This window comes from Pseudomonas sp. S4_EA_1b, from assembly GCF_016307435.1.
Classification (GTDB): Bacteria; Pseudomonadota; Gammaproteobacteria; order Pseudomonadales; family Pseudomonadaceae; genus Aquipseudomonas; species Aquipseudomonas rhodesiae.
Window position 1 is genome coordinate 17,261 of sequence record NZ_JAEILC010000012.1, and the last position, 26,644, is coordinate 43,904.

Annotated in this window: 27 protein-coding genes; 15 read left to right on the top strand and 12 right to left on the bottom strand. The window is 61.3% G+C overall.

The window, feature by feature from the left end:
* The first annotated feature begins 165 nt into the window (after nt 1-165).
* From YA0848_RS04155 to rlmF, 5 genes are all read left to right on the top strand, one after another.
* Complete coding sequence (locus YA0848_RS04155; RefSeq protein WP_034111889.1) at nt 166-1,656, top strand: leucyl aminopeptidase; 1,491 nt, start codon at nt 166-168, stop codon at nt 1,654-1,656.
* A gap of 60 nt (nt 1,657-1,716) precedes the next feature.
* The gene (locus YA0848_RS04160; protein ID WP_034137116.1) at nt 1,717-2,145 is read left to right on the top strand and encodes a DNA polymerase III subunit chi; all 429 of its coding nucleotides are present in this window, start codon (nt 1,717-1,719) and stop codon (nt 2,143-2,145) included.
* Between the two features lie 7 nt (nt 2,146-2,152).
* On the top strand, nt 2,153-2,542 hold the full coding sequence (locus tag YA0848_RS04165; protein WP_034111887.1) for a hypothetical protein: 390 nt from the start codon (nt 2,153-2,155) through the stop codon (nt 2,540-2,542).
* Nucleotides 2,543-2,665: 123 nt separating this feature from the next.
* Nucleotides 2,666-5,512, top strand: coding sequence for a valine--tRNA ligase (locus YA0848_RS04170; protein WP_169902748.1), 2,847 nt, complete (start codon nt 2,666-2,668; stop codon nt 5,510-5,512).
* Between the two features lie 162 nt (nt 5,513-5,674).
* Nucleotides 5,675-6,694, top strand: coding sequence for a 23S rRNA (adenine(1618)-N(6))-methyltransferase RlmF (gene rlmF / locus YA0848_RS04175; RefSeq protein ID WP_040267366.1), 1,020 nt, complete (start codon nt 5,675-5,677; stop codon nt 6,692-6,694).
* Nucleotides 6,695-6,796: 102 nt separating this feature from the next.
* Here rlmF and YA0848_RS04180 read toward each other — a convergent pair whose 3' ends face one another.
* Nucleotides 6,797-7,183, bottom strand: a complete 387-nt coding sequence (locus YA0848_RS04180) for a hypothetical protein (protein ID WP_169868855.1) — start codon at nt 7,181-7,183, stop codon at nt 6,797-6,799.
* 284 nt (nt 7,184-7,467) lie between these two features.
* Complete coding sequence (locus YA0848_RS04185) at nt 7,468-7,749, bottom strand: HU family DNA-binding protein (protein WP_003188840.1); 282 nt, start codon at nt 7,747-7,749, stop codon at nt 7,468-7,470.
* Nucleotides 7,750-8,145: 396 nt separating this feature from the next.
* Between YA0848_RS04185 and yejK the strand changes: the two genes are divergently transcribed.
* A complete protein-coding gene (yejK, locus tag YA0848_RS04190) occupies nt 8,146-9,150 on the top strand; it encodes a nucleoid-associated protein YejK (RefSeq protein WP_010212893.1) in 1,005 nt (334 codons plus the stop codon).
* Nucleotides 9,150-9,500, top strand: coding sequence for a glutaredoxin family protein (locus YA0848_RS04195; RefSeq protein ID WP_034096045.1), 351 nt, complete (start codon nt 9,150-9,152; stop codon nt 9,498-9,500). Before yejK ends, YA0848_RS04195 begins: the two co-directional genes overlap by 1 nt.
* On the opposite strand, the gene YA0848_RS04200 is transcribed toward YA0848_RS04195, so the two are convergent.
* From YA0848_RS04200 to YA0848_RS04220, 5 genes are read right to left on the bottom strand one after another with little or no spacing between them, the layout of a single operon-like run.
* Nucleotides 9,501-10,478 (bottom strand): FecR family protein, encoded by a 978-nt coding sequence (locus YA0848_RS04200; RefSeq protein ID WP_169902750.1) that lies wholly within the window; start codon nt 10,476-10,478, stop codon nt 9,501-9,503.
* Nucleotides 10,475-11,050 carry an RNA polymerase sigma factor gene (locus YA0848_RS04205; protein WP_371263979.1) on the bottom strand — a complete coding sequence of 192 codons (576 nt, stop codon included), beginning with the start codon at nt 11,048-11,050 and terminating at the stop codon, nt 10,475-10,477. The genes YA0848_RS04200 and YA0848_RS04205 overlap by 4 nt, the downstream gene beginning before the upstream one ends.
* 13 nt (nt 11,051-11,063) lie before the next feature.
* Nucleotides 11,064-11,387 (bottom strand): DUF3325 domain-containing protein, encoded by a 324-nt coding sequence (locus tag YA0848_RS04210; protein ID WP_034096042.1) that lies wholly within the window; start codon nt 11,385-11,387, stop codon nt 11,064-11,066.
* On the bottom strand, nt 11,388-12,962 hold the full coding sequence (locus tag YA0848_RS04215; protein ID WP_099312797.1) for a PepSY-associated TM helix domain-containing protein: 1,575 nt from the start codon (nt 12,960-12,962) through the stop codon (nt 11,388-11,390).
* Nucleotides 12,959-13,261 carry a DUF3649 domain-containing protein gene (locus YA0848_RS04220; RefSeq protein WP_034096040.1) on the bottom strand — a complete coding sequence of 101 codons (303 nt, stop codon included), beginning with the start codon at nt 13,259-13,261 and terminating at the stop codon, nt 12,959-12,961. Before YA0848_RS04220 ends, YA0848_RS04215 begins: the two co-directional genes overlap by 4 nt.
* Before the next feature lie 169 nt (nt 13,262-13,430).
* Between YA0848_RS04220 and YA0848_RS04225 the strand changes: the two genes are divergently transcribed.
* The 3 genes from YA0848_RS04225 to fecA all read left to right on the top strand — a co-directional run bounded on the left by YA0848_RS04225 (nt 13,431) and on the right by fecA (nt 17,287).
* On the top strand, nt 13,431-13,919 hold the full coding sequence (locus YA0848_RS04225; protein ID WP_169902752.1) for a sigma-70 family RNA polymerase sigma factor: 489 nt from the start codon (nt 13,431-13,433) through the stop codon (nt 13,917-13,919).
* Entirely contained in the window at nt 13,916-14,857 is a 942-nt protein-coding gene (locus YA0848_RS04230) for a FecR domain-containing protein (protein ID WP_169902754.1), read from the top strand. Before YA0848_RS04225 ends, YA0848_RS04230 begins: the two co-directional genes overlap by 4 nt.
* Nucleotides 14,858-14,947: 90 nt before the next feature.
* Nucleotides 14,948-17,287 (top strand): TonB-dependent Fe(3+) dicitrate receptor FecA, encoded by a 2,340-nt coding sequence (fecA, locus tag YA0848_RS04235; RefSeq protein ID WP_169902755.1) that lies wholly within the window; start codon nt 14,948-14,950, stop codon nt 17,285-17,287.
* Here fecA and YA0848_RS04240 read toward each other — a convergent pair whose 3' ends face one another.
* Nucleotides 17,288-18,160 carry a LysR family transcriptional regulator gene (locus YA0848_RS04240; protein WP_034111869.1) on the bottom strand — a complete coding sequence of 291 codons (873 nt, stop codon included), beginning with the start codon at nt 18,158-18,160 and terminating at the stop codon, nt 17,288-17,290.
* Between the two features lie 105 nt (nt 18,161-18,265).
* On the opposite strand from YA0848_RS04240, the gene YA0848_RS04245 reads away from it, so the two are divergent.
* Nucleotides 18,266-19,774: an MFS transporter gene (locus YA0848_RS04245; protein WP_169902757.1), complete on the top strand. Its 1,509-nt coding sequence runs from the start codon at nt 18,266-18,268 to the stop codon at nt 19,772-19,774.
* A 60-nt stretch (nt 19,775-19,834) separates the two neighbouring features.
* Here the strand turns inward: YA0848_RS04245 and YA0848_RS04250 are convergent, their stop codons facing one another.
* Together YA0848_RS04250 and YA0848_RS04255 are read right to left on the bottom strand one after the other, a co-directional pair.
* On the bottom strand, nt 19,835-20,245 hold the full coding sequence (locus YA0848_RS04250) for an HPF/RaiA family ribosome-associated protein (protein WP_034096034.1): 411 nt from the start codon (nt 20,243-20,245) through the stop codon (nt 19,835-19,837).
* Nucleotides 20,246-20,462: 217 nt separating this feature from the next.
* Nucleotides 20,463-21,407: a LysR substrate-binding domain-containing protein gene (locus YA0848_RS04255; RefSeq protein ID WP_034096033.1), complete on the bottom strand. Its 945-nt coding sequence runs from the start codon at nt 21,405-21,407 to the stop codon at nt 20,463-20,465.
* A gap of 138 nt (nt 21,408-21,545) precedes the next feature.
* Here YA0848_RS04255 and YA0848_RS04260 point away from each other — a divergent pair, with 138 nt between their 5' ends.
* Both YA0848_RS04260 and YA0848_RS04265 read left to right on the top strand, forming a co-directional pair.
* The gene (locus YA0848_RS04260) at nt 21,546-22,922 is read left to right on the top strand and encodes an L-serine ammonia-lyase (protein WP_169902759.1); all 1,377 of its coding nucleotides are present in this window, start codon (nt 21,546-21,548) and stop codon (nt 22,920-22,922) included.
* A 310-nt stretch (nt 22,923-23,232) separates the two neighbouring features.
* Nucleotides 23,233-23,550 carry a DUF3509 domain-containing protein gene (locus YA0848_RS04265; RefSeq protein ID WP_034096031.1) on the top strand — a complete coding sequence of 106 codons (318 nt, stop codon included), beginning with the start codon at nt 23,233-23,235 and terminating at the stop codon, nt 23,548-23,550.
* On the opposite strand, the gene YA0848_RS04270 is transcribed toward YA0848_RS04265, so the two are convergent.
* Nucleotides 23,547-24,035, bottom strand: coding sequence for a phosphate-starvation-inducible protein PsiE (locus YA0848_RS04270; protein WP_034096030.1), 489 nt, complete (start codon nt 24,033-24,035; stop codon nt 23,547-23,549). The genes YA0848_RS04265 and YA0848_RS04270 overlap by 4 nt on opposite strands.
* A 280-nt stretch (nt 24,036-24,315) precedes the next feature.
* Here YA0848_RS04270 and YA0848_RS04275 point away from each other — a divergent pair, with 280 nt between their 5' ends.
* Nucleotides 24,316-24,576: a YebG family protein gene (locus tag YA0848_RS04275; protein WP_010564043.1), complete on the top strand. Its 261-nt coding sequence runs from the start codon at nt 24,316-24,318 to the stop codon at nt 24,574-24,576.
* Between the two features lie 54 nt (nt 24,577-24,630).
* Here the strand turns inward: YA0848_RS04275 and YA0848_RS04280 are convergent, their stop codons facing one another.
* Nucleotides 24,631-25,650 (bottom strand): Leu/Phe/Val dehydrogenase, encoded by a 1,020-nt coding sequence (locus tag YA0848_RS04280; RefSeq protein ID WP_034096029.1) that lies wholly within the window; start codon nt 25,648-25,650, stop codon nt 24,631-24,633.
* A gap of 184 nt (nt 25,651-25,834) precedes the next feature.
* On the opposite strand from YA0848_RS04280, the gene YA0848_RS04285 reads away from it, so the two are divergent.
* Nucleotides 25,835-26,638, top strand: coding sequence for a SirB1 family protein (locus YA0848_RS04285; RefSeq protein ID WP_169902761.1), 804 nt, complete (start codon nt 25,835-25,837; stop codon nt 26,636-26,638).
* Nucleotides 26,639-26,644: the final 6 nt, after the last annotated feature.

The window sequence follows — 26,644 nt, forward strand, 5'->3', positions numbered from 1 at the left end:
CACTGCGCAACCTCATGCACACGCACAAAGCGTGCGCCAAGGGTTGTCAGGCTCTGCCGGCGAGGTTCAAACTGCGGCCTTTGTCGCTGGCGGTTGACACGACTGCCACGCTTTAAAGCCTGGGTACAAACGCCAGGCTCATAGACCTTTATAAGGGACCCGAACATGGAATTGGTTGTAAAAAGCGTTAGCCCCGAAACGTTGAAGACCGCCACCCTCGTGGTCGCCATCGGCGAAGGCCGCAAGCTCGGCGTCGCCGCCAAGCAGCTCGATGAACTGAGCGGCGGCGCCATCAGCGCGGTGCTCAAGCGCGGCGACCTGGCCGGCAAAGTGGGTCAGAGCCTGCTGCTGCAAAGCCTGCCCAACCTGAAGGCCGACCGCGTATTGCTGGTGGGCGTAGGCAAGGACGACGAGTTGGGCGACCGCCCGTTCCGCAAGATCATCAGCGGCATCCTCAGCACCCTCAAGGGCCTGGGCGGCAGCGATGCAACGTTGGCGCTGGATGAAATCGTCGTCAAGGGCCGTGACAGCTACGGCAAGACCCGTCTGCTGGCCGAATCTCTGGTGGACGGCGGCTACGTGTTCGACCAGTTCAAGAGCCAGAAAGCCGAACCCCGCGCCCTGAAAAAAATCACCCTGCTGACCATCAAGGCCGCTCAGGCTGAAGTGACCCGCGCCGTGACCCACGCCCAGGCCATTGCCAACGGCATGTCGTTCACCCGCGACCTAGGCAACCTGCCGCCGAACATCTGCCACCCGACCTACCTGGGCGAGCAAGCCAAGGCATTGGGCAAGGAATTCAAAGGCCTGAAGGTTGAAGTGCTGGACGAGAAGAAGATCAAGGACCTGGGCATGGGCTCGTTCTATGCCGTAGGCCAGGGCAGCGACCAGCCGCCCCGCCTGATCGTGATGCAATACAACGGCGGCAAGAAGTCCGAGAAGCCTTACGCCCTGGTGGGTAAAGGCATCACCTTCGACACCGGCGGCATCAGCCTCAAGCCTGGCGCCGGCATGGACGAGATGAAGTACGACATGGGCGGTGCCGCCAGCGTGTTCGGCACTCTGCGTGCCGTGCTGGAACTCAAGCTGCCGATCAACCTGGTGTGCATCCTGGCCTGTGCCGAGAACATGCCGAGCGGCGGTGCTTCGCGCCCAGGCGATATCGTGACGACCATGAGCGGCCAGACCGTGGAAATCCTCAACACCGACGCCGAAGGCCGTCTGGTGCTGTGCGACGCCCTGACCTACGCCGAGCGCTTCAAGCCACAGGCCGTGATCGACATCGCCACCCTGACCGGCGCCTGCATCGTTGCCCTGGGTTCCCACACTTCGGGCCTGCTGGGCAACAACGACGAGCTGATCGAGCAACTGCTCAGCGCCGGCAAGGCTGCCGACGACCGCGCCTGGCAACTGCCGCTGTTCGACGAGTACCAGGAACAACTGGACAGCCCGTTCGCCGACATCGCCAACATCGGCGGGCCGAAGGCCGGCACCATCACTGCGGCGTGCTTCCTGTCGCGCTTCGCCAAGAACTTCAACTGGGCTCACTTGGACATCGCCGGCACCGCCTGGACCAGCGGCGGCAAAGACAAGGGCGCCACTGGCCGTCCGGTTCCGTTGCTGACGCAGTACCTGCTGGATCGCGCCAAAGCCTAAACAGTGCCCGTCCCGCCCTTGCGTCTATAAAGGGTGGGACGGGACGTTGCAGGAACCTACATGCCCCAAGTCGACTTCTATATATTGCCCAGCGCCGATCCCCTCGCGCGCCTGGATTTCGCCTGCAAACTCACGGAAAAAGCCTGGCGCATGGGCCATCGCATTTACCTGCATTGCAGCGATGCCGCCCAACGCGAGGAGCTGGATGCCCGTCTGTGGCGTTTCAAGGGTGAAAGCTTTGTACCCCATGGCCCCGCAGAAACCGAACCCGAAGGGCTGGTGGTACTGGGTTTGGGCGACAGCTGCGGCGCGCATCACGACCTGCTGGTCAACCTGGACCTGAAAGTACCGCCCTTTGCCCAGGCATTCGCCCGCGTGGCGGAGGTGGTGGTGGAAGATCCGGCTATTCGTCAGGCTGCGCGGGAGAGTTTCCGTTTCTACCGCGAACAGGGCTATCCTTTGCAAGATCACCGGCTACAACGACTTTGAGCACACGATGGACACTTTCAACCCGTTAAAAAAAGATGACCACCTGCTGGACGACCTTGAGTCGATCCGTCAGTTGCTGGGTGATGAAGGTTTGCAACCGCCACTGCTGACCGAGGCGGTCACAGGCGAGGTACAGATTCCGCTGTTGTTCGACATGGTCGGCGGCAAACCTGCCGCGCCTGAACCCGTCGCGCCAGCCCCCGTTGCGCAACCCGCTACCGCCACTGAAAAAACCCCCGACGCCTTGCTGCTGCACCTGGACAACGAACTGCGTGCCGCCGCACAACTGATCATGCAAGACGTGATCGACGATTTTGCCCCGCATATCGAAACCGAAATCAAACGTCGGTTGGATGCGCGGATGGAGCGGCTGATCGCCGCTGCTACAAACAACTAGCCACAAGCCGCAAGTTAAAGCACTGCACTCCACTTGCAGCTTGTGGCTTATAGCTTGCAACTGCTTCACACCGCTATACTTGCCGGCTTTCCTGAATTAATGCCAACTAGGGTCCCGCCGCGCATGGATAAGACCTACCAGCCCCACGCTATCGAAACTTCCTGGTACCAAACCTGGGAGTCCGAAAATTATTTCGCCCCACAAGGTGCCGGCGAGTCCTACACCATCATGATTCCGCCACCGAACGTCACTGGCAGCCTGCACATGGGCCATGGCTTCAACAATGCGATCATGGATGCGTTGATCCGATTCCGCCGCATGCAGGGCCGCAACACCCTGTGGCAACCGGGCACCGACCACGCCGGTATCGCCACCCAGATGCTGGTGGAACGCCAACTCGAAGCCACCGGCCAAAGTCGCCATGACCTGGGCCGTGAGAAATTCCTGGAAAAAATCTGGGAATGGAAGGATCAGTCCGGCGGCAATATCAGCCGTCAGATCCGTCGCCTGGGCTCGTCCGTCGACTGGAGCCGCGAGCGCTTCACCATGGACGGCGGCCTGTCCGAAGCGGTCAAAGAGGCTTTCGTGCGGCTGCACGAAGACGGCCTGATCTACCGCGGCAAACGCCTGGTCAACTGGGACACCAAGCTGCACACGGCGATTTCCGACCTCGAAGTGGAAAACCATGACGAGAAAGGCTTCCTGTGGAACCTCAAGTACCCACTGGCCGACGGCGCCAAGACCGCCGAAGGCAACGACTACCTGATCGTCGCCACCACCCGCCCGGAAACCATGCTCGGCGATGCCGCCGTCGCGGTTAACCCGAACGACGCGCGCTACCAGGCGCTGATCGGCAAGTTCGTCGAGCTGCCATTGGTCGGCCGCCGCATCCCGATCATCGCGGACGATTACTGCGACCCTGAATTCGGCACCGGCTGCGTGAAAATCACCCCGGCCCACGATTTCAACGACTACGAAGTGGGCAAGCGCCACAACCTGCCGTTGCTCAACATCTTCGACAAGAACGCCACTGTCTTGCCGGCCTGCCAGGTGTTCAACCTGGACGGCACCCTTAACGACAGCGTCGACGGCAAGATCCCGGCTGAATTCGCCGGCCTCGACCGCTTCGAAGCGCGCAAGCAGATCGTGGCCGCCTTCGACGCCGCCGGCCTGCTGGTCAGCGTCGACGATCACGCGTTGAAAGTGCCGAAGGGCGACCGTTCCGGCACCGTGATCGAGCCGTGGCTGACCGATCAGTGGTACGTGTCCACCAAACCGCTGGCCGAGCCTGCTATCGCCGCCGTGGAAGACGGCCGTATCCAGTTCGTACCTAAACAGTACGAAAACATGTACTTCTCGTGGATGCGTGACATCCAAGATTGGTGCATCAGCCGCCAACTGTGGTGGGGCCACCGCATTCCGGCCTGGTACGACGAGTCGGGCAAGGTCTACGTAGGTCGCGACGAAGCCGAAGTGCGCGCCAAGCACAACCTCGGTGCCGACGTGGCACTGCAACAGGACAACGACGTACTGGACACCTGGTTCAGTTCGGGCCTGTGGACCTTCTCCACCCTGGGTTGGCCGCAGCAGACCGAGTTCCTGAAGAAATTCCACTCCACCGACGTGCTGGTCACCGGTTTTGACATCATTTTCTTCTGGGTCGCCCGGATGATCATGCTGACCATGCACTTGGTGAAGAACGAAGACGGCACGCCGCAAGTGCCGTTCAAGACCGTGTACGTACACGGCCTGGTGCGCGATGGCCAGGGCCAGAAGATGTCCAAGTCCAAAGGCAACGTCCTGGACCCGCTGGACATCATTGATGGCATCGACCTGGAAACCCTGGTGCAGAAACGCACCTCGGGCCTGATGCAGCCGAAACTGGCGAAGAAGATCGAGAAGCAGACCCGCGATGAATTCGCCGATGGCATTGCCAGCTACGGAACCGACGCCCTGCGCTTTACCTTCTGCTCGCTGGCGTCCACCGGTCGCGACATCAAGTTCGACATGGGCCGCGTCGAAGGCTATCGCAACTTCTGCAACAAGATCTGGAACGCCGCGCGCTACGTGCTGGACAAGGGCGAAGACTGCGGCCAGAACGGCGAAGCCTACGAGCTGAGCCTGGCGGACCGCTGGATCATCTCGCAGTTGCAGCGCACCGAAGCCGAGGTGACTCGCCAACTCGATCAGTTCCGTTTCGACCTGGCGGCCCAGGCGTTGTACGAGTTCATCTGGAACCAGTATTGCGACTGGTACCTGGAGCTGTCCAAGCCGGTCCTGTGGGACGAAAACGCGCCGGTCGAACGTCAGCGCGGCACCCGCCGTACCCTGGTGCGCGTGCTGGAAGTGGCGCTGCGCCTGGCCCACCCGTTCATGCCGTTCATCACCGAAGAAATCTGGCAGCGCCTGGCGCCACTGGCGGGTATCGAAGGCAAGACCATCATGCTGCAACCTTGGCCGGTGGCCAATGAAGCCCGCATCGATGAAGCGGCCGAAAGCGATATCGAATGGCTCAAGACCCTGATGCTCGGCACGCGCAACATCCGCGCCGAGATGAACATCGGTCCGGGCAAGCCACTGGCGGTGTTCGTCAAGAACGCCAGCGTTGAAGATCAGCGTCGCCTGAGCGAAAACGATGCACTGCTCAAGAAGCTGGCCAAGCTGGAGTCGATCACCGTATTGGCTGCCGATGCCGAAGCACCGCTGTCCGCCACCGCACTGGTCGGCGACATGGAAGTACTGGTGCCAATGGCTGGGTTGATCGACAAGGGCGCGGAACTGGCCCGTCTCGACAAAGAAATCGCACGCCTGCAAGGCGAAGTGCAGCGAGTGGGCGGCAAGCTGTCCAACGCGGCATTCGTCGACAAGGCACCGGCCGAAGTGATCGAGAAAGAACGCGCCAAGCTGGCCGAGGCTGAACAGGCCCTGGGCAAACTGGCGGAGCAGCATGCGCGGATTTCCAGCCTCTAAGGCTTGGTTCGCGTCGAGAAAGAGACCTTCGGGTCTCTTTTTTTGCCTGCAATTTCCCAATCCCTTGCTGGCAGCACCGCCACCGCCCCTCCCACATTTGACCGAGCTTTCCTCAGGAATGTGTGACAATGGCCGCCACTTTGAGCCAACACCAGAATCATCATGACCGCCCCCACTACGCCCAAACCTCCGCGCAAGAAGCCTAAATCCGCCGCCCCAGCCAAGCCTGCGGTGCCGCGCAAAGAGGCGACTCTGCACCCGCGCAACCGCCACACGGGCCGTTACGACTTCCCGGCGTTGATCAAGACAACGCCCGAACTGGCGCAATTCGTGATCACCAACCCCTATGGCAAAGAAAGCATCGACTTTGCCAGCCCGGATGCGGTGCGGGTGTTCAATCGCGCGTTGCTCAAGGCTTTCTACGGTATCCAGCATTGGGATATCCCAGCGGATTACCTCTGCCCGCCGGTGCCAGGGCGTGCCGATTACGTGCATTTCCTCGCCGACCTGCTGGCCAGTGTCAACGACGGCAAGATCCCACGCGGCTCGATCGTCAAGGTGCTGGATATTGGCATGGGCGCCAACTGCGTCTACCCGCTGATTGGCTATATGGAGTACCGCTGGAACTTCCTCGGCTCGGAGGTCGACCCGATTGCCGTGGCCGCCGCCAAGGCCATCGTGCAGTCCAACGACCTGAGCAAGGTTATCCAGCTGCGCCAGCAGACCAACCCCAAGCAGATCCTGCTGGGCCTACTGGAGCCGGGCGAGCGCTTTGACCTGACCATGTGCAATCCGCCGTTCCATGCGTCCATGGACGAAGCCACCAAGGGCAGCGAACGCAAGTGGCGCGCCCTGGGCAAGGCCGATCCCAAGCGTAAATTGCCGGTGCTGAACTTCGGCGGCCAGTCGGCCGAGCTGTGGTGTGAAGGCGGCGAGGCACGGTTCGTGACGCAGCTGATCGCCGAGAGCGCGCACTTTGCCCACAAGGTGTTGTGGTTCAGCACCCTGGTGTCGAAAGCGTCGAACCTGCCCGCCATCGAGACCGCGCTGAAAAAAGCCGGCGCGCTGGAGAGCCAGGTGGTGGAGATGTCCCAAGGCCAGAAACAAAGCCGCTTCGTCGCTTGGACCTTCCAGACCAAGAACGAGCAGCAGATCTGGCGGACATCTCGATGGATGAGATAAACAATTGAGGATGACGCTAAGTTCACAGTGCCCGCGATAAATTGATTAAATGCGCCCTGCCCGGATCAAACGTTATTGATCGATGGGGCGCACTTGATAAATTCAAGAGAGGTTGCACAGTTGGCCGCCTGCTGAAAGCAGCTCAATACCCACTGTTGTAGGTTTTGAGTGAAACTCAGTACCGCTCGCGTCGGTATACGAGTAATTCAGTGTCAATTCACCACGCCGCACTGGAGCGAGTAGCTCATTATAAGGTTTGAGGAATGTATCTCCATCCTGACCGGGCGTTACACTCAACATTACTTTTACGTCGGTCCCTCCCGAGGTCGAATCTGCAGTGGCATGCCAGTGAAATTTCATGTTCTGGCTGATGCTGGGCACATGCACCCAGATACCATGAGCCGTATATTCTTTTTTTATACTCTCACAGGTAATAGCGCCATTAACTAAGTAGAGAATTTCCGGGGCGGGTAACTTATCGGCGGACATGATGACCTCGCAATAAATAAGAGTTAATAAGCCCCCTCATATTTCGTGGGGCGTTGCTCCAAGGTTTTAGCCTAGGCAGCTTCGCTATTAACGTTTTTTGTCTTTCACCTCGCAACTGTCAACTTTGACAGTGGTGAACCATCAAAAATCTGCTAAAGCTCTCCTGAAAACATTACGATCCGTGGTTATCAATCCCAAGGTATGCCGCCCACCGATTATGCTTTTCAACAGGCAATAAAAAACCGTGCCCGGATCGCTCCGAAGCACGGTTTTTTTGCTGCGTCTTACTTGTTAACAGCGTCGGTCAGGCCTTTGGCCACAACCAGCTTGATAACTTTCTTGGCAGCGATTTCGATGGCAGCGCCAGTCGAAGGGTTACGGCCAGTACGGGCAGGACGCTCGGTCACTTTCAGTTTGCCAACACCTGGCAGAGTGATTTCGCCGCCGTTTTCCAGCTGATCGGCAACAACCTGGCTCAGTTGGTCCAGCAGAGCGCGCACGGTGGTTTTCGGTGCGTCTACTGCTTCAGCCAGGTCAGCGATCAGTTGGTCTTTAGTAATAGCCATTGTGGTGTTCCTTCCCTATCAAATTCATATGGATTGCAGAGTGCAGTGTCAGCCGTCGAGCCCGACCGTCTAGGTCTGGCACCCCAGGCTATAACCGCGGAGATCGGGGTTATAGATGCTTGAAACGGGGATTGGTTCGACCTGACAAATGCTGAATGCACGCTTATCGCCGAGACTTGGCGTAAGACCGGGCAAAACTAGCACAGAGACGGGGAAATATCCGCTTCTACCTACCCATTTGGTCAGCTTTATCGCTCTAAACCGTGAAAAAAAGGCATATGCCCCGTCGGACGGTGTGCAAAACCCCCTTCGAGGCGTGTCTTGGCCAATGGGTGCGGTACACTGGGCAACTTTTCGGGGAGGCCAACCGCTCCCCTTCAACCAGCCGAGAAGCCTATGCCGATCCGTCATTGCATCGTCCACCTGATCGACAAAAAACCCGACGGCACACCTGCGGTTCTCCATGCCCGCGACTCCGAGCTTGCCGAGTCCGCCGCCATCGAAAACATGCTCGCCGACCTCAACGAGAGCTATAACGCCAAACAAGGCAAGGCCTGGGGTTTCTTCCATGCCGAGTCAGGCGCGCACCCGTTCAGCGGCTGGTTGAAGGAGTATTTCGATGGCGGCCAGGACTTCACCACGTTCAGCCGCACGGCGGTCGAGCACCTGCAGAAGCTGATGGAAGAATCCAACCTCTCCACCGGCGGCCATGTGCTGTTTGCCCACTACCAGCAAGGTATGACCGACTACCTGGCCATCGCCCTGCTGCACCACAGCGAAGGCGTGGCGGTGACCGACGAGCTGGACGTGACGCCCTCGCGCCATCTGGACCTGGGCCAGTTGCACCTGGCGGCGCGCATCAACGTGTCCGAGTGGCAGAACAACAAGCAGTCCAAGCAGTACATCTCGTTTATCAAAGGCAAGAACGGCAAGAAGGTCTCGGAGTACTTCCGCGACTTTATCGGCTGCCAGGAAGGCGTCGACGGCCCCGGCGAGACACGTACCCTGCTCAAGGCCTTCAGCGACTTTGTCGAGAGCGAAGATCTGCCGGACGAATCCGCCCGCGAAAAAACCAAGACCCTGGTGGATTACGCCAGCAGCCAGGCCAAACTCGGCGAGCCCATGGGCCTGGAAGAACTGTCGGGCCTGATCGATGAAGATCGGCCCAAGGCTTTCTACGACCACATCCGTAACAAGGATTACGGCCTGTCGCCGGAGATTCCGGCCGATAAACGTACCCTCAACCAGTTCCGCCGCTTCACCGGGCGCGCCGAGGGCTTGTCCATCAGTTTTGAAGCGCACCTGCTGGGCGACAAGATCGAGTATGACGAAGCCGCCGGCACCTTGATCATCAAGGGCCTGCCGACCCAACTGACCGACCAGCTCAAGCGCCGCAACTGATGCTCGGCGGGGTGTTCAAGAAAGTCCTGCTGGTGTTGCTGGTGGTGGTGGTCTTTCAGAACTGGGGCAAGATCGAGCGAGTGTTCAACCCGTCCCAGGTGGTGTCCGAGCAGGTTCGCGCCAATGCGCGCGTGGTGCTCTACACCACCGAATGGTGCGGCTACTGCAAGCAGATTCGCCGCTTCCTGGACCAGAAAGGCATTCCCTATCAGCAGTTCGATATCGAAAAAGACGCCCAGGCGCGCAAGGCGTACGAGGCGCTGGGCGGCGGCGGGATTCCGTTTGTGGACGTCAATGGCACGCTGATTCGCGACTTCCTGCCCGAACAGATCATGGCGGCGTTGAAATAATCAGCGCACCACGATCACCCGTCCCAACAGGTTGTGTTGCTCGAAGCCAAGCACCGCCTGCAACGCATTCAGCACTGCTTGTGGGTCTTTGCTCGGGAAACTACCGCTGACGCGTTTGGCGCCCATCGCTTCGTTTAGCAACAGGATGCGGCCTGGGTAGTAACGTCCAAGATCCTCGACCACGTCGGCCAACGGCGCTTTGTAGTAATTGAGCCAACCGTCGCGCCAAGCCAGGCGCGATGCGCTGTCGACGGCATGCAGGGGCTGGGCGATGCCATCGGCATAAGCGATCTGCTGGCCGGCGGTCAGTACCTGTTGCTGGCCTTGTTTCGACGCTGTAACCCCAACACGCCCAGTCAACACCGTCACCTGCGCGCCCGCCGGTTGCAGGCGCACTTCAAATTGCGTGCCGAGCACCCGCGCTTCACCGCTGCCCGCCTCCACCACAAATGGCTCACCGGTGTGGCTCACGCTGAAAAAGCCGGCGCCACGCCGCAACTGGATATGCCGCTCGCCGTGGGTGAAATCCACCGCGATGGCGCTGTCGGCATCCAGGGTCACTTGAGTGTTATCCGCCAGGGTCACGGTCTTGACCTCCCCCGGCGCGCTCACATAATCGGCACCGAAGTCATCGACCCAGCGCGACGGCTGCCACCCGGCGCCCATCCAAATCATCAGCAGCAGGCACGCGGCCATGGCCAGTGCGCCGGACCAACGCGCCACCCGCGAACGCTTCGAGCGGTTCATCGCATCGAGGTAGCCCTGCAGCGCTTGGGCCTCTTCATTCGCAAGCTGGCGTGCGGGCACTTCGCTCAACTCCCACAGCACTTGGGCCTGGGCATAGGCTTCGACGTGGGCCGGGTCGGCGCGCAACCAGCGGCTGAACGTGGCCTGATCGCCGCTGCTGGGCTGGTCGTGCAGCAGGCTCAGCCAGGCCAGGGCGGCTTTTTCCTGGTCGGGCGTGGGGGTGAGGTTCACGGTGCTTTCCCTGGCGTGCGTGGGGTCGATGGCTCGCGAAGGCTGGCCTTGCAGGCTTCGAGGGCACGCATCATATGTTTTTCCACGGCACTTTGGGACAACCCCATGGCCTTGGCTATATCAGCGTATTTGCGCCCGTGGATACGGTTGAGCAGAAAGATGTGCCGGGTGCGCTCGGGCAGGCTGCGCAAGGCCGCTTCGACATGCCGCAGATCATTGCCCGCCTCCAGCGCCGCCTGGGGTTCGCAGCCTTGGTGGTCATGCTGTTCCGGCAGCCAGCCTTCATTGCTGCGCACCCGCGCGCCTTCGCTGCGCAAATGATCGATGGCGATATTGCCCGCGCAACGCAACAGGTAGGTGCTGAGTTCTTCGACCTGCACCAGGGGCCGACGCCAGAAGCGCAGGAACAGGTCCTGCACCAAGTCCGCCGCGGTGGCGCGGCAGCCTACGCGGCGATTCACCAGGGCTTCCATCTGTGAACGCTGAGATAGGAACACCTGTAAAAAATGCGCGCGTCCACCCGGCGCATCGGCCTGGGGCGGGTCTTGGGAATCCGGTGGGGTGCCGATCATCATGCAAAGACGCTCAGAGGGCGAAGGCCGCAACGGGACTGGCCAGCAGGCCGACGCCTGCCAGGATCAAGGCCAGCCTTGGCCGATACGGCAACAACAACACCAGCAGCAAAGCGCTGAGCATCAACACCGCGCACCACTCCACCAAGCCCTGAGCCCAGCCGGCGACTGCGACCGCCGGCGCTATCGACAGCGTCAGCAACAACCAGCCCGCCACACGTAAGCCCAGGCGCCGAGTGGGCGACGGTTTACTGCGCAGCAGTTCGCCATGGTGACGGTCGGTGGCCAGGCACAACGCGGTAAACCCGGCGTAGCACAGCAACAGCGCGATCAACATTCAGTGGGCCTCACGCTTAAGGGGCAAGGCTCGTGGGCGCTCTGGCTTGGCCGCCGGCGCGCTGCGACGCTGCATCTTGCGGGCGGCCCAGGCGAGGAACAGGCCGCTGGCCAGACACGTCAGGTCGAAACCGGCCATGGCCCAATCGCCGCTGGCCAGTGACACCCCCAGGTGATGGGAAGTGGTCAGTGCATTGAGCACCGGGATTGCCATTAACAGCAGTGCAGCGACGCTCAGTTGCTCGACCCAGCCCTGGCGGCCTCGGCGCAGGATCGCGTGCAGCAGGCTCAAGCCCCAAGCGATGAAGAACGCCTGCACCTCCCAACTGGAACGCTCGGCGAAGCTCACCGGCAGCAGCCGGTTGGCCCAGAAAAACGCCGCAATGGCGATCAACAGCCCGGACATGCTGGCGATGTTCAGCACTTCCACCAGACGCAGTTCAAACGGCATCCCATCGGTTTTGGCATGTTTGAGTTGCCGCTTACCCAGCCAGATCACCAGCCCAGTGCCGATCATGGCCGTGCCCGCCAGGCCACAAATAAAGTACAACCAGCGCAACACCGGCCCGGCGAAATGGCCCATGTGCAGACCGTAGAAACTGCCGCCGACCACCGCCGGCAACGATGGCTCGCCGCTGACCCGCAGCAGCTCGCCGGTGGTGCCGTTGAACGACACGGTGCTGCCAAAGTCATGCACCACGCTGTCGGAACCGGCGCGGAACACATTCACTGACGCATTCACATCGCTGGGATTATTCACCGCCACACGCCCGACATGGCCGCCCGCCCACTGCGCTCGCGCCTGTTCGTACATCGACGCCAACGGCAGCAAGCGGCCAGGCTGGCCGAGGGCCGGGGCATTGTCGGTGGCCGGGAATACTTCGCTGAAGAATGCCCGCGTGTCGTTGCCGTAGGAGGCCAGGATCGGCGCCGGCATCACCATGCTCATGAAAATCACCAGGCTGCTGTAGGTGATCATCAAATGGAACGGCAATACCAGCACACCCACGGCGTTATGCCCGTCGAGCCAGGAACGCTGGCCTTTGCGCGGGCGGAAGGTGAAGAAGTCCTTGAAGATTTTTTTGTGGGTGATGATGCCGGTGATCAGCGCCACCAACATCACCATCGCGGCCAGGGTGGACAACCAGCGCCCCCACGGATGGGGCATTTGCAGTTGGAAGTGGAAACGATAGAAGAACTCGCCGCCCATGCTTTCCCGAGCCTGCACGGCGAGGCCGGTCAGCGGGTCGAGGGTTTTCTGTATGAAATTGCCACGCTTGCCGGGGTCGACTTTGTCTTGCCACATCACCGACAGGCCGGGGTCGCGGGCATCCGGCAGGTTGATAAACCAGCGCGCGGCGGTCGGGGCGTTTTCCTGCAAGTACTGTTGCGCCACGTTCAGGCTGCGCACGTCGTCCAGCGGATGCGCCTGTACTTCGGGCTGCATCCAGTGGCTGATCTCTTCCTTGAAATAGGCCAGGGTGCCCGTCAGAAAAATCGCGAACAGCAGCCATCCGAAGATCAACCCGGCCCAGGTGTGCAACCAGGCCATGGCCTGACGGAAGCCCTCTTTCATGTGCGCGCCATCCAAAAACCCAGGCCCGCCAGGGTGGCAAACAGCGCACTGGGCAGCATCACGCCGAGCCAGGCGCGCATGGCGCTACGGCAGGCGAAGCACCAGAGCACGGCCAGCAGATAGAACACAAAGGAACTCATCATCCCGGTGATCACCGCGTCGGCACGAGAAGTCGGCAACCACAGCGCCAGGCAGATGCTGGCCAGGGAGGCCATCAGGTAGCCGCCAATGACCGCCGCCAACACACGCGACGTGACGGCAAAGCGGTAAGCCAGAGGCAGTGAGGGTTTGCTTTTCATGGGAGGGCGCCAGGTTCGTCAGCGCGCAATATTAATGATAAATATTCTCATAAGCAAAACAGAACGGATGAATCACCTCCCCGTTCCGATTGCCGAACACCGCCGTCGCCCCTACAATGCGAACAATTCTTGTTCTCTAACGCCTACCGATGCTTGCGGAGTGTTCGCGTTGTCGCCGTCCAACACCGTCGAAGTTTTGTACAACGACCATCACCACTGGCTCACCGGCTGGTTGCGACGCAAGCTCGGCTGCCCTGAAAGTGCCGCCGACCTGGCCCAGGACACCTTTATCCGCGTGCTCACCGCCCGCGAAACCCCGACGCTGATCGAACCGCGCGCCTTCCTCACCACCGTGGCCAAGCGCGTGCTGTACAACTTCTATCGCCGCCAGGACCTCGAACGCGCCTACCTCGACGCCCTCGCGCAGATGCCCGAGCAGGTAGCGCCCTCGGAAGAAGAATGCGCAATCATCCTGCAAACCCTGATGGAGCTGGACCAATTGCTCGACGGCCTGCCCGTTCAGGTCAAACGCGCCTTTCTGCTGGCCCAGCTCGACGGCCTCACTTACGCGCAGATCGGCGCCGAGTTGGGCATCTCCATCGCCACCGTCAAACGCCACCTGCATAAAGCGGCGCTGCGCTGCTACTTCGCCCTATGAACGTTTCCCACCAGGTGGCCGAACAAGCTGTGCACTGGCTGCTGGAAATGCAGCAAGGCGCGCTCACCCCGCGTCAGCAGGCCGCCTGGCAGCAGTGGCTGAACGCCCACAGCGAACACCAGCGCGCCTGGGAGCATATCCAACGCGTCAATCAACGCCTGCGCGGCATGCCTTCGCCTTTGGCCCACGCAGCGTTGAATGCGCCAACCTCCAACAGTCGGCGCCAGGCATTGAAGTTGTTGTTGATCCTGGGGGCCGGCTCGGCCGCGGCCTGGAACCTGCGCCAGCAGCATATCCTGCCGCCGCTGACCGCCGATTACCGCAGCCCCGTCGGCCAGCGACGCAAGGTGCAGTTGGCGGACGGCAGCCAGTTGCAGCTCAACACCGGCAGCGCGGTGGACGTGCATTTCGATGGCGAACAACGCCTGGTGCGCCTGCTCGAAGGCGAGATCCTGCTCAACGCCAACGCCGGCAGTAGCCCGCTGCAAGTGCTGACCGGCCAGGGCCTACTCAGCAGCCAAGCCGCGCGCGTCAATGTGCGCCAGTTCAACGATCACACTCAAGTGGCGGTGCTCAATGGCCGCGTCGAGGTGATGCCCAACACCTACAGCGGCCTGCCGCTGACGGTGGAGGCGATGCGCCAGGTCAATTTCACCCGCAAGGGCTGGGACACGCCGCGCGCCACCGACGCCAACAGCGGCGCCTGGGCCGAAGGCATGCTGATGGCCGCCCATATGCGCCTGGAGGACTTCCTCGGCGAACTGGGCCGCTATCGCCGCGGCCAGCTCAATTGCGATCCGCAGGTGGCCAATCTGCTGATTTCCGGCAGCTATCCGTTGGATGACAGCGAGCGCATCCTCGACCTGCTGGAAATAAGCCTGCCGGTGAAAGTCCGGCGTTTCACCCGCTACTGGGTCACGGTGCAGGCCCGCGCTTAAATTATTTCCAAACACCGTGAGCCGTTTTCCGTACCTCGCGTGACAGAGAAGGAAAGCCCCCTTGATCCTTCCTTCTCAGGACCGCCCTTCATGCCCCAGCAACCCACCCTTCTCGCCCGCACCCTGCGCCAACTGCTGCTTGGCGCCAGCCTCAGCCTGACGGTGCTGCCGTCGGTGATGGCGGCCGAGACCAAGCCTTATCACATCGTCCCCGCCTCCCTTGAAGCGGCGCTCAATCAATTTGGCCGCGAAGCTGGCGTGTTGATTTCGTTCGGCTCCGAGGTCACCGCCGGCCTGCAGAGTCGCGGCCTGTCCGGCAACTACAGCGCCGCCGACGGCCTGCAAAAACTGCTGGAAGGCACCGGCCTGCAAGCACGCGCCGAGGGCGACAACGCCTACAGCGTGCAACCGGCCAGCGCACCGGCCACTATTGAGTTGGGTACTTCCAGCGTGGTCGGCGACTGGCTCGGCGATGCGGCACAGACCAACGTATTCGAACACCCCGGCGCCCGCGACGTGATCCGCCGCGAAGAGTTCGAACGCCAAGGTGCCACCCAGGCCCGCGACGTGCTCAACCGCATCCCCGGCGTCAACGCCCCGGACAACAACGGTACCGGCAGCCACGACATGGCGCTCAACTTCGGCATCCGTGGCCTCAACCCGCGCTTGGCCTCGCGCTCTACTGTGCTGATGGACGGAATTCCGGTGCCGTTCGCGCCCTATGGTCAGCCGCAATTGTCCTTCGCGCCGATCAGCATGGGCAATATGGACGCGGTGGACGTGGTACGCGGTGGCGGCGCCGTACGCTACGGCCCACAGAACGTCGGCGGCGTGGTCAACTTCGTGACCCGTGCGATCCCGGACGCCCCCACCGTCAAAGGCGGCCTGCAGACTGAAACCAGCCCATCCTCCAGCCACGATGGCTTCAAGACCACCGGCAACCTGCTGGCCGGCGGCACTGCCGAGAATGGCCTGGGCGGCGCGCTGCTGTACTCCGGCACCCGGGGCGGCGACTGGCGCGAACACAGCGACACACGCATCGACGACCTGATTCTCAAAGGCAAGTACCAACTCGACGACGCCAACAGCTTCAACGCCATCGCGCAGTACTACGAAGGCCAGGCCGATATGCCCGGCGGCTTGAACGTCGCGGACTACAAGGCCGACCCGTATCAGTCCACCCGCCCCTACGACAAATTCTGGGGTCGCCGCACGATGTTCAACGTTGGCTACCGATACGAGCAGGACCGTCGCGAGTTCACCGTCAACAGCTTCTTCACCAAGACCCTTCGCAGCGGTTACCTGGATCAGGGCACGTTCCTGTCGCTGTCGCCGCGTGAATACTGGGTACGCGGCCTGGAAACCCGCTTCGCCCAAGGCTTCGACCTCGGCCCGACCAGCCATGAAGTCGGCGTCGGCTACCGCTATATCAACGAAGCCGGCCACGAACTGCGCTACCGCACGCCGATCAACGCCAATAACCAGCAGCTCCCCAACACCGATAGCCGCAACGACCGCGACACCCGGGGCGGCACCGAAGCCAACGCGTTTTTCATCGACGACCGGATCGATATCGGCAAATGGACCCTCACCCCGGGCATTCGCTACGAGATGATCGATTCCCAGCAGACCAACAACCTCACCAACGTCAAGTACAAGGGCGACTACAACACCGCGTTGCCGGCGCTCAACGTGCTGTATCACGTCACCGACGATTGGAACCTCTACGCTAACACCGAAGGCTCGTTCGGCAGCGTGCAATACAGCCAGATGCCCAATCGCGTGACCAGCGGCGAAGTCAAACCGGAAAAAGCCCGCACCTGGGAACTGGGCACCCGCTATGACAACGGCACCCTGCGCGCGGAAATCGGCGCGTTCCTGATCAACTTCGACAATCAGTACGAAAGCAACCAGACCAACGATTCGGTGATCGCCCGTGGCGAAACCCGGCACCAGGGCATCGAGACCAGCGTGAACTACGCCCTCGACGGTTTGAGCCCGGCACTGGCCGGTTTCGACGTGTACGCGTCCTACGCCTATGTCGACGCCACTATCCGCGAAGACGGCCCAAACAAAGGCAACCGCGTGCCCTTCTCGTCCAAACACAAGGGCACGCTGGGCGTGGGTTACACCGAAGGCCCCTGGAAGCTCAACCTCGACAGCAGCTACCAGAGCAGCCAGTTTGCCGACAACGCCAACACCCGTGCCGAAACCGCCGACGGTGCCAATGGACGCATCCCCGGCTACATGCTGTTCAGCAGCCGCGCGGCATACGACTTCGGCCCGCAGCTGTCGGACCTGAACGTCGCGGTCGGGGTGAAAAACATCTTCAACAAGCAGTACTTCACCCGCTCGTTCGATGACAACAACAAGGGCAAATACGTCGGCGAACCGCGCACGGTGTATGTGCAGACCTCCATCGCGTTCTGATCAACTGCCCGCCAGGCACGAGGGCGTGCCGGCCACCAGCGCGTCGATGGCACAGCGCGTCTTGGCCGGCAGGTGAGTGGCCGTTGGCCAGATCACATGGATCGGTGCGGGCTGCTCACGGCAGTCCGGCAGCACCGCCAGCAATTGCCCACGCAGCACGTAATGGGCAATCAACCAACTCGGCAACCACGCCAGGCCGACACCCGCCATCGCGGCATCGGCCACGGCCTGTAGGTCGTCCATGATCAACGGCGAGGCGATGCCGGCACGCTGCGTAGGTTGGCTGCGATAGGCGATGCTACGGCGACTGGCAAGGTCGTCGACATGATGGATCGGTCCCGTGCGCTGCAGGTACTCCGGTGACGCGGCCAAGCCCATCACTTGTTCGCCCAGGCGTCGTGCGCTGAGCCGGTCGGTATCGGGCAATGCGCCGATGCGTACGGCAATATCGAACCCTTCCTGCGCCAGGTCCGTCAGCCGATCGGCGAAGCAAATCTCCACTTCCAGCTCTGGATACCGGTCCATCAAGCCCCACAGCGCCGGCGCCGCGTAGTGATGACCGAACGCCAACGGTACGCTCGCCCGCAGGCGCCCGCGCGGTTGTTGCCGACCGCTTTGCAGCACCGATTCGGCAGCCTCCAGCTCCGCCTGGGCGCGCAAGCAATGTTCGTAGTACGCCTGGCCATCCTCGGTCAGACGTTGACGGCGGGTGGAGCGCTGTAACAAACAGGTGCCCAGCCGCGCTTCCAGCCGCGCCAGGCCCTTGCCAACGGCGGATCGCGTGAGGTGCAAACGTTCGGCGGCCTCAGTGAGGCTGCCGCTCTCAACGATCTGCAAAAACAATTCAACGCCATCGAAACGGGGGGTGACCATGATTTGATTGTCGCCTTTAATTCCCTAACTGGCGGAAAACTTATCACGGATAAAGAATTCAATTCCCCTGAAAATGGCTAATCCATTTGTTTACAGGAGAATCCCATGCCCGCCGCCGCTACCTTGACCGCCAGCCCCGCGCGCGCTCCCCGCCAGGCCGTCGCCCTCACCGCCGTGTGCCTGGTGGCGCTGATGTTCGGCCTGGAAATCTCCAGCGTGCCCGTGCTTCTGCCCACACTTGAACATGCACTCGGCACGGGTTTCCAAGACGCCCAATGGATCATGAATGCCTACACCCTGGCCTGCACCAGCGTGCTGATGGCGGCCGGCACCCTGGCTGATCGCTTTGGGCGGCGACGCGTGCTCGTGCTGTGCTTGTGGCTATTTGGGCTGGCCTCACTGGCCTGCGGGCTGGCCGACAGCGCCGCCACCCTGATCACGGCACGCTTTGTTCAGGGCATCGGCGCCGGGGCGATGATGATTTGCCAGTTCGCGATTCTCTCGCATCTGTTCCGTGAACCGGCGGCACGGGCGCGGGCATTCGCTATCTGGGGCGTGATCGCCGGTATCGGCCTGGGCTTCGGGCCGATGGTCGGCGCGTTGATCCTCGCGGTCGCGGATTGGCGATGGGTGTTTCTGGTGCATGTGCCGCTGACACTGTTCACCCTGTTGCTGTTGCGCATCAGTGTGCAGGAATCCCGCGATCCGGCCGCCCACCGCCTGGATATCGGCGGCATGCTGACCCTGACATTGGCGGTGTTTGCCCTGGTGTATGTCATCACCCAGGGCAGCGAAAACGGCTTCGCCACGCCGGCGATGCTGGGCTGGGCCAGTCTGTCGGCGGCCGCCTTATTGTTGTTCGTGCAGATCGAACGGCACAGTGCGCACCCGATGTTCGATTTTTCGGTGTTCCGCATTAGCCGCTTCAATGGCGCGCTGATGGGGTCGATCGGCATGAACGTCAGTTTTTGGCCATTCATGATCTACCTGCCGCTGTATTTCCAGACCGGCCTGGGCTACGACACCCTCACTACCGGCGCTGCGCTGCTCGCCTACACCCTGCCCACCTTGCTGGTGCCGCCTCTAGCCGAGCGCCTGGCATTGCGCCATGGTGCCGAGCGCATCATTCCGCTGGGCCTGGGTTTGATGGGGACGGGTTTTCTGGCGATGGCCGCCGCCAACCAAGCCGAGCACGCCGCTGTCGGATGGATACTGGCCAGTTGTGTGATCGCCGGCGTGGGCCTGGCGCTGATCAATTCCCCGACCACCAACACCACTACCGGTTCGGTGTCGGCTGATAGGGCGGGAATGGCGTCGGGCATCGATCTGAGCGCGCGCCTGATTACGTTGGCGCTCGCCATTGCGCTGATGGGCCTGGTGGTATTGCTGGGCATCAGCCACTACCTGGGCAGTGTGCTGCCTGCCAGCTCGGCCCAGACATGGCCGGGCATCAGCCAGCAACTTGCGGCCGGCAAACTCAACGCGGCGGGGCTGACAACGGCGGATGCACAGGCGGCGCTGCGCCACGGGGCTGGCTGGGCGATGGTATTCGCGGGGCTGGGAGCGGCTGGGTTGGGGCTGTTGAGCGGGTACTTTTTCCGACGAGTCCAGTAACGAAAAACGGGCCTGCGTGTGCAGGCCCGTTTCCAGAGGGGATGACAGAACGGTCAGTGATCAGCCGTTGAAAACGGCGCGTTCTTTTTCCAGGAACTCCTGTTCAAGCTCATCTTCGTTGACTTTGGTGGTCGGCTGGCCTTTGCCGGCAGCGCGAGGCTTGCCTTGCAGTTTGCCGAACAGGTGTTCCAGCGCGTGGTCCAGCTTGGTCGCTGCACCGTCGATCGCTTGTTCCAAGGTATCGGCCTTGTGCAGAACCGACAGCGGTTGATGGCCTTTTGGCCGCGCTTCCAGGCGGCAACTCAGATCATGGGGGCCAGGCTTGTCGCCGTTCTCATCCCGCAGGTAGACCTCGACACGGGTCAGGTCTTCTTCATAACGTTCGAGCGTGCTCTCAATGGTAGTACGTACCCACTCCTCCAGTCGGATGCTGCTTTCAATATGGTTATCGCTATTGACTTGGATTTGCATAGTTCTTCCCTTATTTCAGCTAGCTCGCGAGAGATCACAAACTGCAACACCGTTGTGGTGAAACCATGACCTCTTGATTACACAATTGAGCACCTGCGGAAACAATTCAACCCCTTTGCAAAGATAAATCCTACATTACAAATTAACCCTGACGACAAGCAAAAACGCTGGTAGGGTGGGGAGTTAGTTACATCTTCTTACGTCCTCTCGATCCTCATCATTGCCCCTCTCCCAACGGGTGCAAACTGCGAAAAAACCCCGCTTCCTCTACCAGCCAGTCATGTACCGCGCGCACGCCCGGGTGGCTCAACGCGCCTGGCGCGTACAGCAACACGTAACGTTTGTGGTTCGGCACGGCAAGGCCGAACGGCACGATCAAAGTGCCGCGTTCCAGCTCATCGTTGAGCAAGGTACGCCGCGCAATGGCCACGCCCATGCCGGCGATGGCCGCTTCGATGGTCAGGTGGTTGCGGTTGAAGGTATGGCCGCGGCGCACATCGGCGTCGTGACAGCCGATGGCATTCAAGTAGAACTCCCACTCGGCGTACTCATAACTCCCACGCCAGGCGGTGATGTCGTGCAACAGCGGGAAATGCGCCAGGTCGGCGGGGCCATGCAACGGCGGGCGTCCGCGCAGCAGGCTCGGCGCGCACACCGGGAAGATCTGTTCATCGAGCAAGGCTGTGGATAACAGGCCGGGGTAGCTGCCGTCGTTGAGGTCGATGGCCAGGTCAAAGTCGCCTTCGTGCAGGGCGACGCTGCTGTCTTCGGCGACCAGGCGCAGTTGGATATCCGGAAAGCGTTGCTGCAGACGCGGCAAGCGCGGGGTCAACCACTTACCGAGGAACGACGGGATCGACCGCAGCCGCAAGGTGCCGCTGATCATGCCGGCGTCCAGCCGCCGCAACTCGGCGTCGATGCTGCCGTAGGCCTCCCCCACCGTCGCCGCTAATCGCTGCCCCTCGGCACTGAGTTCCACGCCCCGGGCGCGCCGATGGAACAGGCGAAAGCCTAGGCGCTCCTCCAATTGGCGAATCTGCTGACTCACCGCCCCCGGCGTGATGTGCAGTTCTTCGGCGCAGCGGGTGAAAGACAAATGCCGCGCCGCACAGGAGAAAACATGCAGCCAGACGTACGTCTGACCATGGAGTGGCCGAGCCATAGGGTTTAGTCCTACTAAAGGGTTTCTTAGGAGAATTCGTTGGTCAGTGGTGCTACAGGCGCTCAGTATCGCGCCGATTGCGCTCGTCCTACAAAAAAATGGCAGCGATTCCTACTCCATTGCTTGTAAGGCTTTAGCATGGCTATCAGTGTTTTCGATCTATTTAAAATCGGCATCGGCCCGTCCAGCTCTCACACCGTCGGCCCCATGCGCGCAGCCGCGACCTTTGCCAAGGCGCTGACCGAACAACAATTGCTCAGCCGCACCCGCCGCGTCGAAGTGCGCCTGTATGGCTCGCTGTCCGCCACCGGTGTCGGCCATGCCACGGATCGCGCCTGCGTAATGGGGTTGATGGGCGAGTGGCCGGATCAGGTCGACCCCACCTCGATCAATCCGCGTATTCAGCAACTGCGCGACAGCGGCCGCTTACTGCTGGCAGGCACCGAGGACATCGCCTTCAACTGGCACACCGACCTCCTGCTGCTCGAAGAGAGCTTGCCCTACCATCCCAACGCCATGTCCCTGCACGCCTATGGCGACCATGGTCTGGTGAGTGAAGATACGTACTACTCGGTGGGCGGCGGTTTCATCATCGAGGCGGCCGAGGCGGCGTCGGGTATCGCGCCGGTCAGCGATGTGGCATTGCCTTATGAGTTTTCCAGCGCCGCCGAACTACTGGCGCTGTGCAAGCAGCACGGTTTAAGGGTGTCGGAGCTGATGATGGCTAACGAGCGTGCGTGGCGCAGTGACGCAGACATTCGCAGCGGTCTGCTGCATATCTGGTCGGTGATGCGCGAATGCGTCGAACAAGGCCTGCGCGATGAAGGCATCTTGCCTGGCGGCCTCGACGTTCCGCGCCGCGCGGCAAGGTTGCACCGCAGCCTGTTGGAAATCGGCAAACCGAATGTCATCACGTCCACCTTGTCGGCAATGGAGTGGGTCAACCTGTTCGCCCTGGCCGTCAACGAAGAAAACGCCGCGGGCGGGCGCATGGTCACCGCACCGACCAACGGCGCGGCCGGCATCATCCCGGCGGTGCTGCATTACTACATGAAGTTCAACGCCGACGCGTCTGACGACGACGTGGTCAATTTCTTTTTGGCCGCAGCCGCCGTCGGCATCCTGTGCAAGAAAAACGCCTCGATCTCCGGGGCGGAGGTCGGTTGCCAGGGTGAAGTCGGCTCAGCCTGCGCCATGGCCGCCGCCGGCTTGGCCGAGATCCTCGGCACCACGCCCGAGCAATTGGAAAACGCCGCCGAAATCGGCCTGGAACATAACCTGGGCCTGACCTGCGACCCCGTCGGCGGCCTGGTGCAAGTGCCGTGCATCGAGCGCAACGCCATCGCGGCGGTCAAGGCGATCAACGCAACCCAAATGGCCTTGCGCGGCGACGGCAAGCACTTCATTTCCCTCGACCGGGTGATACGCACCATGCGCGACACTGGCGCCGACATGCATGACAAGTACAAAGAAACCTCCCGGGGAGGCCTGGCGGTGAGCTGGGTGGAGTGCTGATTGCGCTGTGTGAGATCGTTTTCCCGGTAGTGCCCTGAAATAGATCACGGGTCTGAAACAATTGTGGGAGAGGGCTTGCCCCCGATGGCGGTGGGTCAGTGGTAGATGGGCTGACTGACCCAGCGCTATCGGGGGCAAGCCCCCTCCCACATTGGGATGGTCGTTATACGGCACGGCCCTTGCTGTAAGGCTCTTGAGGCAAACGGAATTTGTGCCCCTCAGCGACGAATTGGCCGGTGGTCAGGCAATGCGAACTAATCCAGACACCGGTCGTCAATGACTGCATGTTCTTATCAGGCGGTAACGCACCATGGACAATCCTTTTCAGATCATCACCGACACATTCAGCCCAAAATATCGCGTCAACCTGAGCATCCAACGGCTCGACGGCAGCATCATGCTCACCCTCTCGAATGAGACGGGCGTGGTGGCCAAGCGCATGATCAGCGCCGAGCAACGCAACGACCCCGAACGGCTCAAGCGCCTGGTGCAGAGCATCCAGTTCGGCATCGCCATCGAGCAGGGCCACAGCGCCATGGAAATCCTGGCGATCATGACCGACGGCGACAACCACAAACTTATGCAGCCACCGCCGGCCCGTGACCTGCCGTTCAGCGTCGGTCTTTAAAGCTCACCCTTCTCGGTCTCCAGGCTCGCCTCGCCCTTGCGCCGCGGGCTTTCGACCTTCACCGAAGGGAACGACGACGATGCGTAACGCACCACCAGGATTGCGAACGCCAACAGCAGAATCCCGCCGCACAGGTAGATGATGCCCAGGTCCGGCGGGTTGTGATGGGACACGTTGGAGATCAACAGGCGTGTCAGCGCGGTGATCGCCACGTAAATCAGGAAGCGCACGGGCATGTGGTTGGTCTTGAAGTAAATCCCGACCATCGCGCCCAATTCCAAGTAGATGAACAGCAGCAAGATGTCATCGATCTTGATGTGCCCGTTCTCCAGCATCCCCAGAAACTCCATCACCGCCGCCCAGGCCGTGACCGCGCCAATGGCGAACAGCGCCAGGTAGTGGAACGACTCCACAAACAGGTTCCCCAGCGACTCGGCCAGGCCATGGACCTGGTGGCGCAACTTTTCGGCCCAGTTGATTTTCACGATGATGCTTCCTTAGGTCGGTTCGACCGGATAATGCGGGTTGGACGTGACGGTTGTTCTGCATGCAGAAAAAAGGCCAGAGCGTGGAAAGTAAGATGATGTCAGCATGACATGAGGCACACCGGCAGCCTGATAGCTTGATGCGTCGCCCCACACGGTCCATTTCCCAACTACATTAAAAAACTGCTACCCAAACCCCACGGTTTGGCTTACCCTTTTCGCTGTATATAAATACAGTAGTCGCAAAAGACAACTATCGTGAAGGCATGTGAGGTGGTGAATGGCCGTCGAAGTGGTATACCGCAGCAGCCGAGATCTGGAGCGTTTGTTCATGGATAAAGCCGAAGCTGACCGTCATGACAAAATGCTTGAACTCGCTGAGTTGCTGGCAGAAGTGTTGCAAAAAGCCGTGCCGTCCTTGAGCGAGCAGCAGGTCGAGGAAGCCGGGATCTACATGGCGAAGAACCGCGATGTATTTGCCAAGGCATTCAAGAGTCAGCCGGACGCGTTGTCCGAGTTGCTCAACCCGCCGGCGGAATAAAGCCCGAATTGAACAGGCCCTGAATCTTTGATTCAGGGCCTTTTTAATCGCCGCTCATTGGTAGAGCAGGCGCTCGGCCAATTCGTCCGCTACCCGTGCGGGCGAGCGTTTTTCGGCTTGGGCATGGGCATAGATTTCGGTCAGGCGTGAGCCAATGTTCGACAGGTGCGCGGTGATGGTGGGCAGCTCGGCGCCGCTGTGTTTGAGCGCGACGTAGATCAGGCCGCCGGAATTGATCACATAGTCGGGCGCATAAAGAATGCCGCGCCCCTCCAACTGATCGGCCACTTGCAGGTTGGTCAGTTGGGCGCTGGCGGAACCGGCCACGGCGGCGCAACGCAGTTGGCCCACGCTGGTACGGTTGAACACCGCACCCAGGCCGCAGGGCGCAAGAATGTCGCAGGGGGTGCTGAGCAAGGCGTCGTTGGCGATGGGGTGTGCGCCGAACTGCTCCATGGCCAGTTGCACCTTGCCATGGTCGATATCGCTCACCAGCAATTCGGCGCCGGCGGCGTGCAGCTGTTCGGCGAGGGCGTAGCCGACGTTGCCCAGGCCTTGTATGGCCACCCGCAGGCTTTCGAGGTTGTCGCTGCCCAAGCGCGCCATGGCCGTGGCGCGGATGCCGGTAAACACGCCCATGGCGGCGTGGGGCGCAGGGTCGCCGGCGGCGGTGGTGCTGGTGACGAAACGGGTTTGTTGAGCGATGCAATCCATGTCGGCCACCGAGGTGCCGCTGTCGATGGCCGTGATGTAGCGGCCATGCAGTTGTTCCACGCAACGCCCAAAGGCTTCGAACAGCGCCGCGCGGCTTTCAACATGGGCGGGCCGCAGGATCACCGCGGTGCCACCACCAACCGGCAACCCGGCCAGGGCGGCTTTGTAGCTCATGCCTTGGGCCAGGCGCGCGGCATCGGCCACGGCCGTTTCGTCGTCGGGGTAGGCAAGGTAACGACAGCCGCCCAGGGCGGGCCCCAGGCGGCTGTTGTGAATGGCTATGACCGCCTTCAAGCCTGTCACCGGGTCGATGCTCAGGTGCAGCGATTCAAGGCGGGTGCGGTGCATGAGAGCAAACATCGTCGAGCTCCCGAATCACTTCTTGTGTCGCCAAGTATAGGCTTGCGGCAGAAAACTGCCGAAGTACGCTGGAATAAGTCGTCCGATTTTGTAGGTTCTGCGACATAAGCGCGCAGGATCTTTCTTAAGTCACTGGACGAAAATTCCCAGCAAGGCTAAAACGGGGCATCCGCCGGAGAATGCAATGAAGCCCCGCCAAGCCTTTTTCGCCTGCCTGGAACGCTCGCCCCCTGCACTGTTCGAGGCCGCGCTGTGGATTGCCGCCGAACATGACGCGACGGTGCAACCGTTGCAGATCCTGCAAGAACTGGGGTTGCTGCAACAACAGGTGAGCGCAGGCATGCCCGTGCTGCCGGCGGATGAACTGGGCCAACCGCTGCTGCGGCGCCTGAACGATCTGGGGTTTGCCCAGGATGACTTCACGCCCCTACGCCCCGCCGCTGCGCTGTTGGATAAAGTCCTGCTGCGCAAACGCGGGCAGCCCCTGGCCATGGGCTTGATTGCCATGGAACTGGCGCGGCGCCTGCACATTCCCATGGTCGGCGTGAACTTCCCAGGGCATTTCCTGCTACGCGTCCCCGGCGCTGATCACTTGTTGGACCCCTGCGGCGGTCGGCGCCTCTACACCAACGATTGCCGCGAACTGCTGCAACGCCAATATGGCCCCAACCTCAAGTTGCAGGCCGAACACCTGCATACCGCCGAACCGCGCTCGATGCTCCAACGCTTGTCGCGCAACCTGCGCCAATTGCACTTGGCCAATGACGATCCACTGGCGGCGCTGATCGACGCCGAGCGCGTGCTGGAACTGGGCAATGCCAGCGCCGCCGATTACCTGGCACGGGCCAGCCTGTATCAACGCCTGGACTGCCCCAACGCCGAACGCTTCGATCTGGAACATGCGCTGCTGCTCAGCGAAGACCCGATCCAACGCCTGCGCCTGACCGAGCGGTTGGGGCATCTGCCGCCCAACACGGTGGTGCATTGACCAACA

What these genes read in the sequence shown, in the direction of transcription:
- YA0848_RS04245 (WP_169902757.1), top strand. Translation starts at nt 18,266, where the DNA reads ATGCCCGCCGCCGCTACCTTGACCGCCAGCCCCGCGCGCGCTCCCCGC.
- YA0848_RS04215 (WP_099312797.1), bottom strand. Translation starts at nt 12,962, where the DNA reads ATGAAAGAGGGCTTCCGTCAGGCCATGGCCTGGTTGCACACCTGGGCC.
- YA0848_RS04275 (WP_010564043.1), top strand. Translation starts at nt 24,316, where the DNA reads ATGGCCGTCGAAGTGGTATACCGCAGCAGCCGAGATCTGGAGCGTTTG.
- YA0848_RS04170 (WP_169902748.1), top strand. Translation starts at nt 2,666, where the DNA reads ATGGATAAGACCTACCAGCCCCACGCTATCGAAACTTCCTGGTACCAA.
- YA0848_RS04260 (WP_169902759.1), top strand. Translation starts at nt 21,546, where the DNA reads ATGGCTATCAGTGTTTTCGATCTATTTAAAATCGGCATCGGCCCGTCC.
- YA0848_RS04210 (WP_034096042.1), bottom strand. Translation starts at nt 11,387, where the DNA reads ATGTTGATCGCGCTGTTGCTGTGCTACGCCGGGTTTACCGCGTTGTGC.
- YA0848_RS04205 (WP_371263979.1), bottom strand. Translation starts at nt 11,050, where the DNA reads ATGATCGGCACCCCACCGGATTCCCAAGACCCGCCCCAGGCCGATGCG.
- YA0848_RS04265 (WP_034096031.1), top strand. Translation starts at nt 23,233, where the DNA reads ATGGACAATCCTTTTCAGATCATCACCGACACATTCAGCCCAAAATAT.
- YA0848_RS04230 (WP_169902754.1), top strand. Translation starts at nt 13,916, where the DNA reads ATGAACGTTTCCCACCAGGTGGCCGAACAAGCTGTGCACTGGCTGCTG.
- YA0848_RS04165 (WP_034111887.1), top strand. Translation starts at nt 2,153, where the DNA reads ATGGACACTTTCAACCCGTTAAAAAAAGATGACCACCTGCTGGACGAC.
- fecA (WP_169902755.1), top strand. Translation starts at nt 14,948, where the DNA reads ATGCCCCAGCAACCCACCCTTCTCGCCCGCACCCTGCGCCAACTGCTG.
- YA0848_RS04220 (WP_034096040.1), bottom strand. Translation starts at nt 13,261, where the DNA reads ATGAAAAGCAAACCCTCACTGCCTCTGGCTTACCGCTTTGCCGTCACG.
- YA0848_RS04240 (WP_034111869.1), bottom strand. Translation starts at nt 18,160, where the DNA reads ATGGTCACCCCCCGTTTCGATGGCGTTGAATTGTTTTTGCAGATCGTT.
- YA0848_RS04285 (WP_169902761.1), top strand. Translation starts at nt 25,835, where the DNA reads ATGAAGCCCCGCCAAGCCTTTTTCGCCTGCCTGGAACGCTCGCCCCCT.
- YA0848_RS04195 (WP_034096045.1), top strand. Translation starts at nt 9,150, where the DNA reads ATGCTCGGCGGGGTGTTCAAGAAAGTCCTGCTGGTGTTGCTGGTGGTG.
- YA0848_RS04280 (WP_034096029.1), bottom strand. Translation starts at nt 25,650, where the DNA reads ATGTTTGCTCTCATGCACCGCACCCGCCTTGAATCGCTGCACCTGAGC.
- YA0848_RS04185 (WP_003188840.1), bottom strand. Translation starts at nt 7,749, where the DNA reads ATGGCTATTACTAAAGACCAACTGATCGCTGACCTGGCTGAAGCAGTA.
- YA0848_RS04180 (WP_169868855.1), bottom strand. Translation starts at nt 7,183, where the DNA reads ATGTCCGCCGATAAGTTACCCGCCCCGGAAATTCTCTACTTAGTTAAT.
- rlmF (WP_040267366.1), top strand. Translation starts at nt 5,675, where the DNA reads ATGACCGCCCCCACTACGCCCAAACCTCCGCGCAAGAAGCCTAAATCC.
- YA0848_RS04250 (WP_034096034.1), bottom strand. Translation starts at nt 20,245, where the DNA reads ATGCAAATCCAAGTCAATAGCGATAACCATATTGAAAGCAGCATCCGA.
- yejK (WP_010212893.1), top strand. Translation starts at nt 8,146, where the DNA reads ATGCCGATCCGTCATTGCATCGTCCACCTGATCGACAAAAAACCCGAC.
- YA0848_RS04160 (WP_034137116.1), top strand. Translation starts at nt 1,717, where the DNA reads ATGCCCCAAGTCGACTTCTATATATTGCCCAGCGCCGATCCCCTCGCG.
- YA0848_RS04255 (WP_034096033.1), bottom strand. Translation starts at nt 21,407, where the DNA reads ATGGCTCGGCCACTCCATGGTCAGACGTACGTCTGGCTGCATGTTTTC.
- YA0848_RS04155 (WP_034111889.1), top strand. Translation starts at nt 166, where the DNA reads ATGGAATTGGTTGTAAAAAGCGTTAGCCCCGAAACGTTGAAGACCGCC.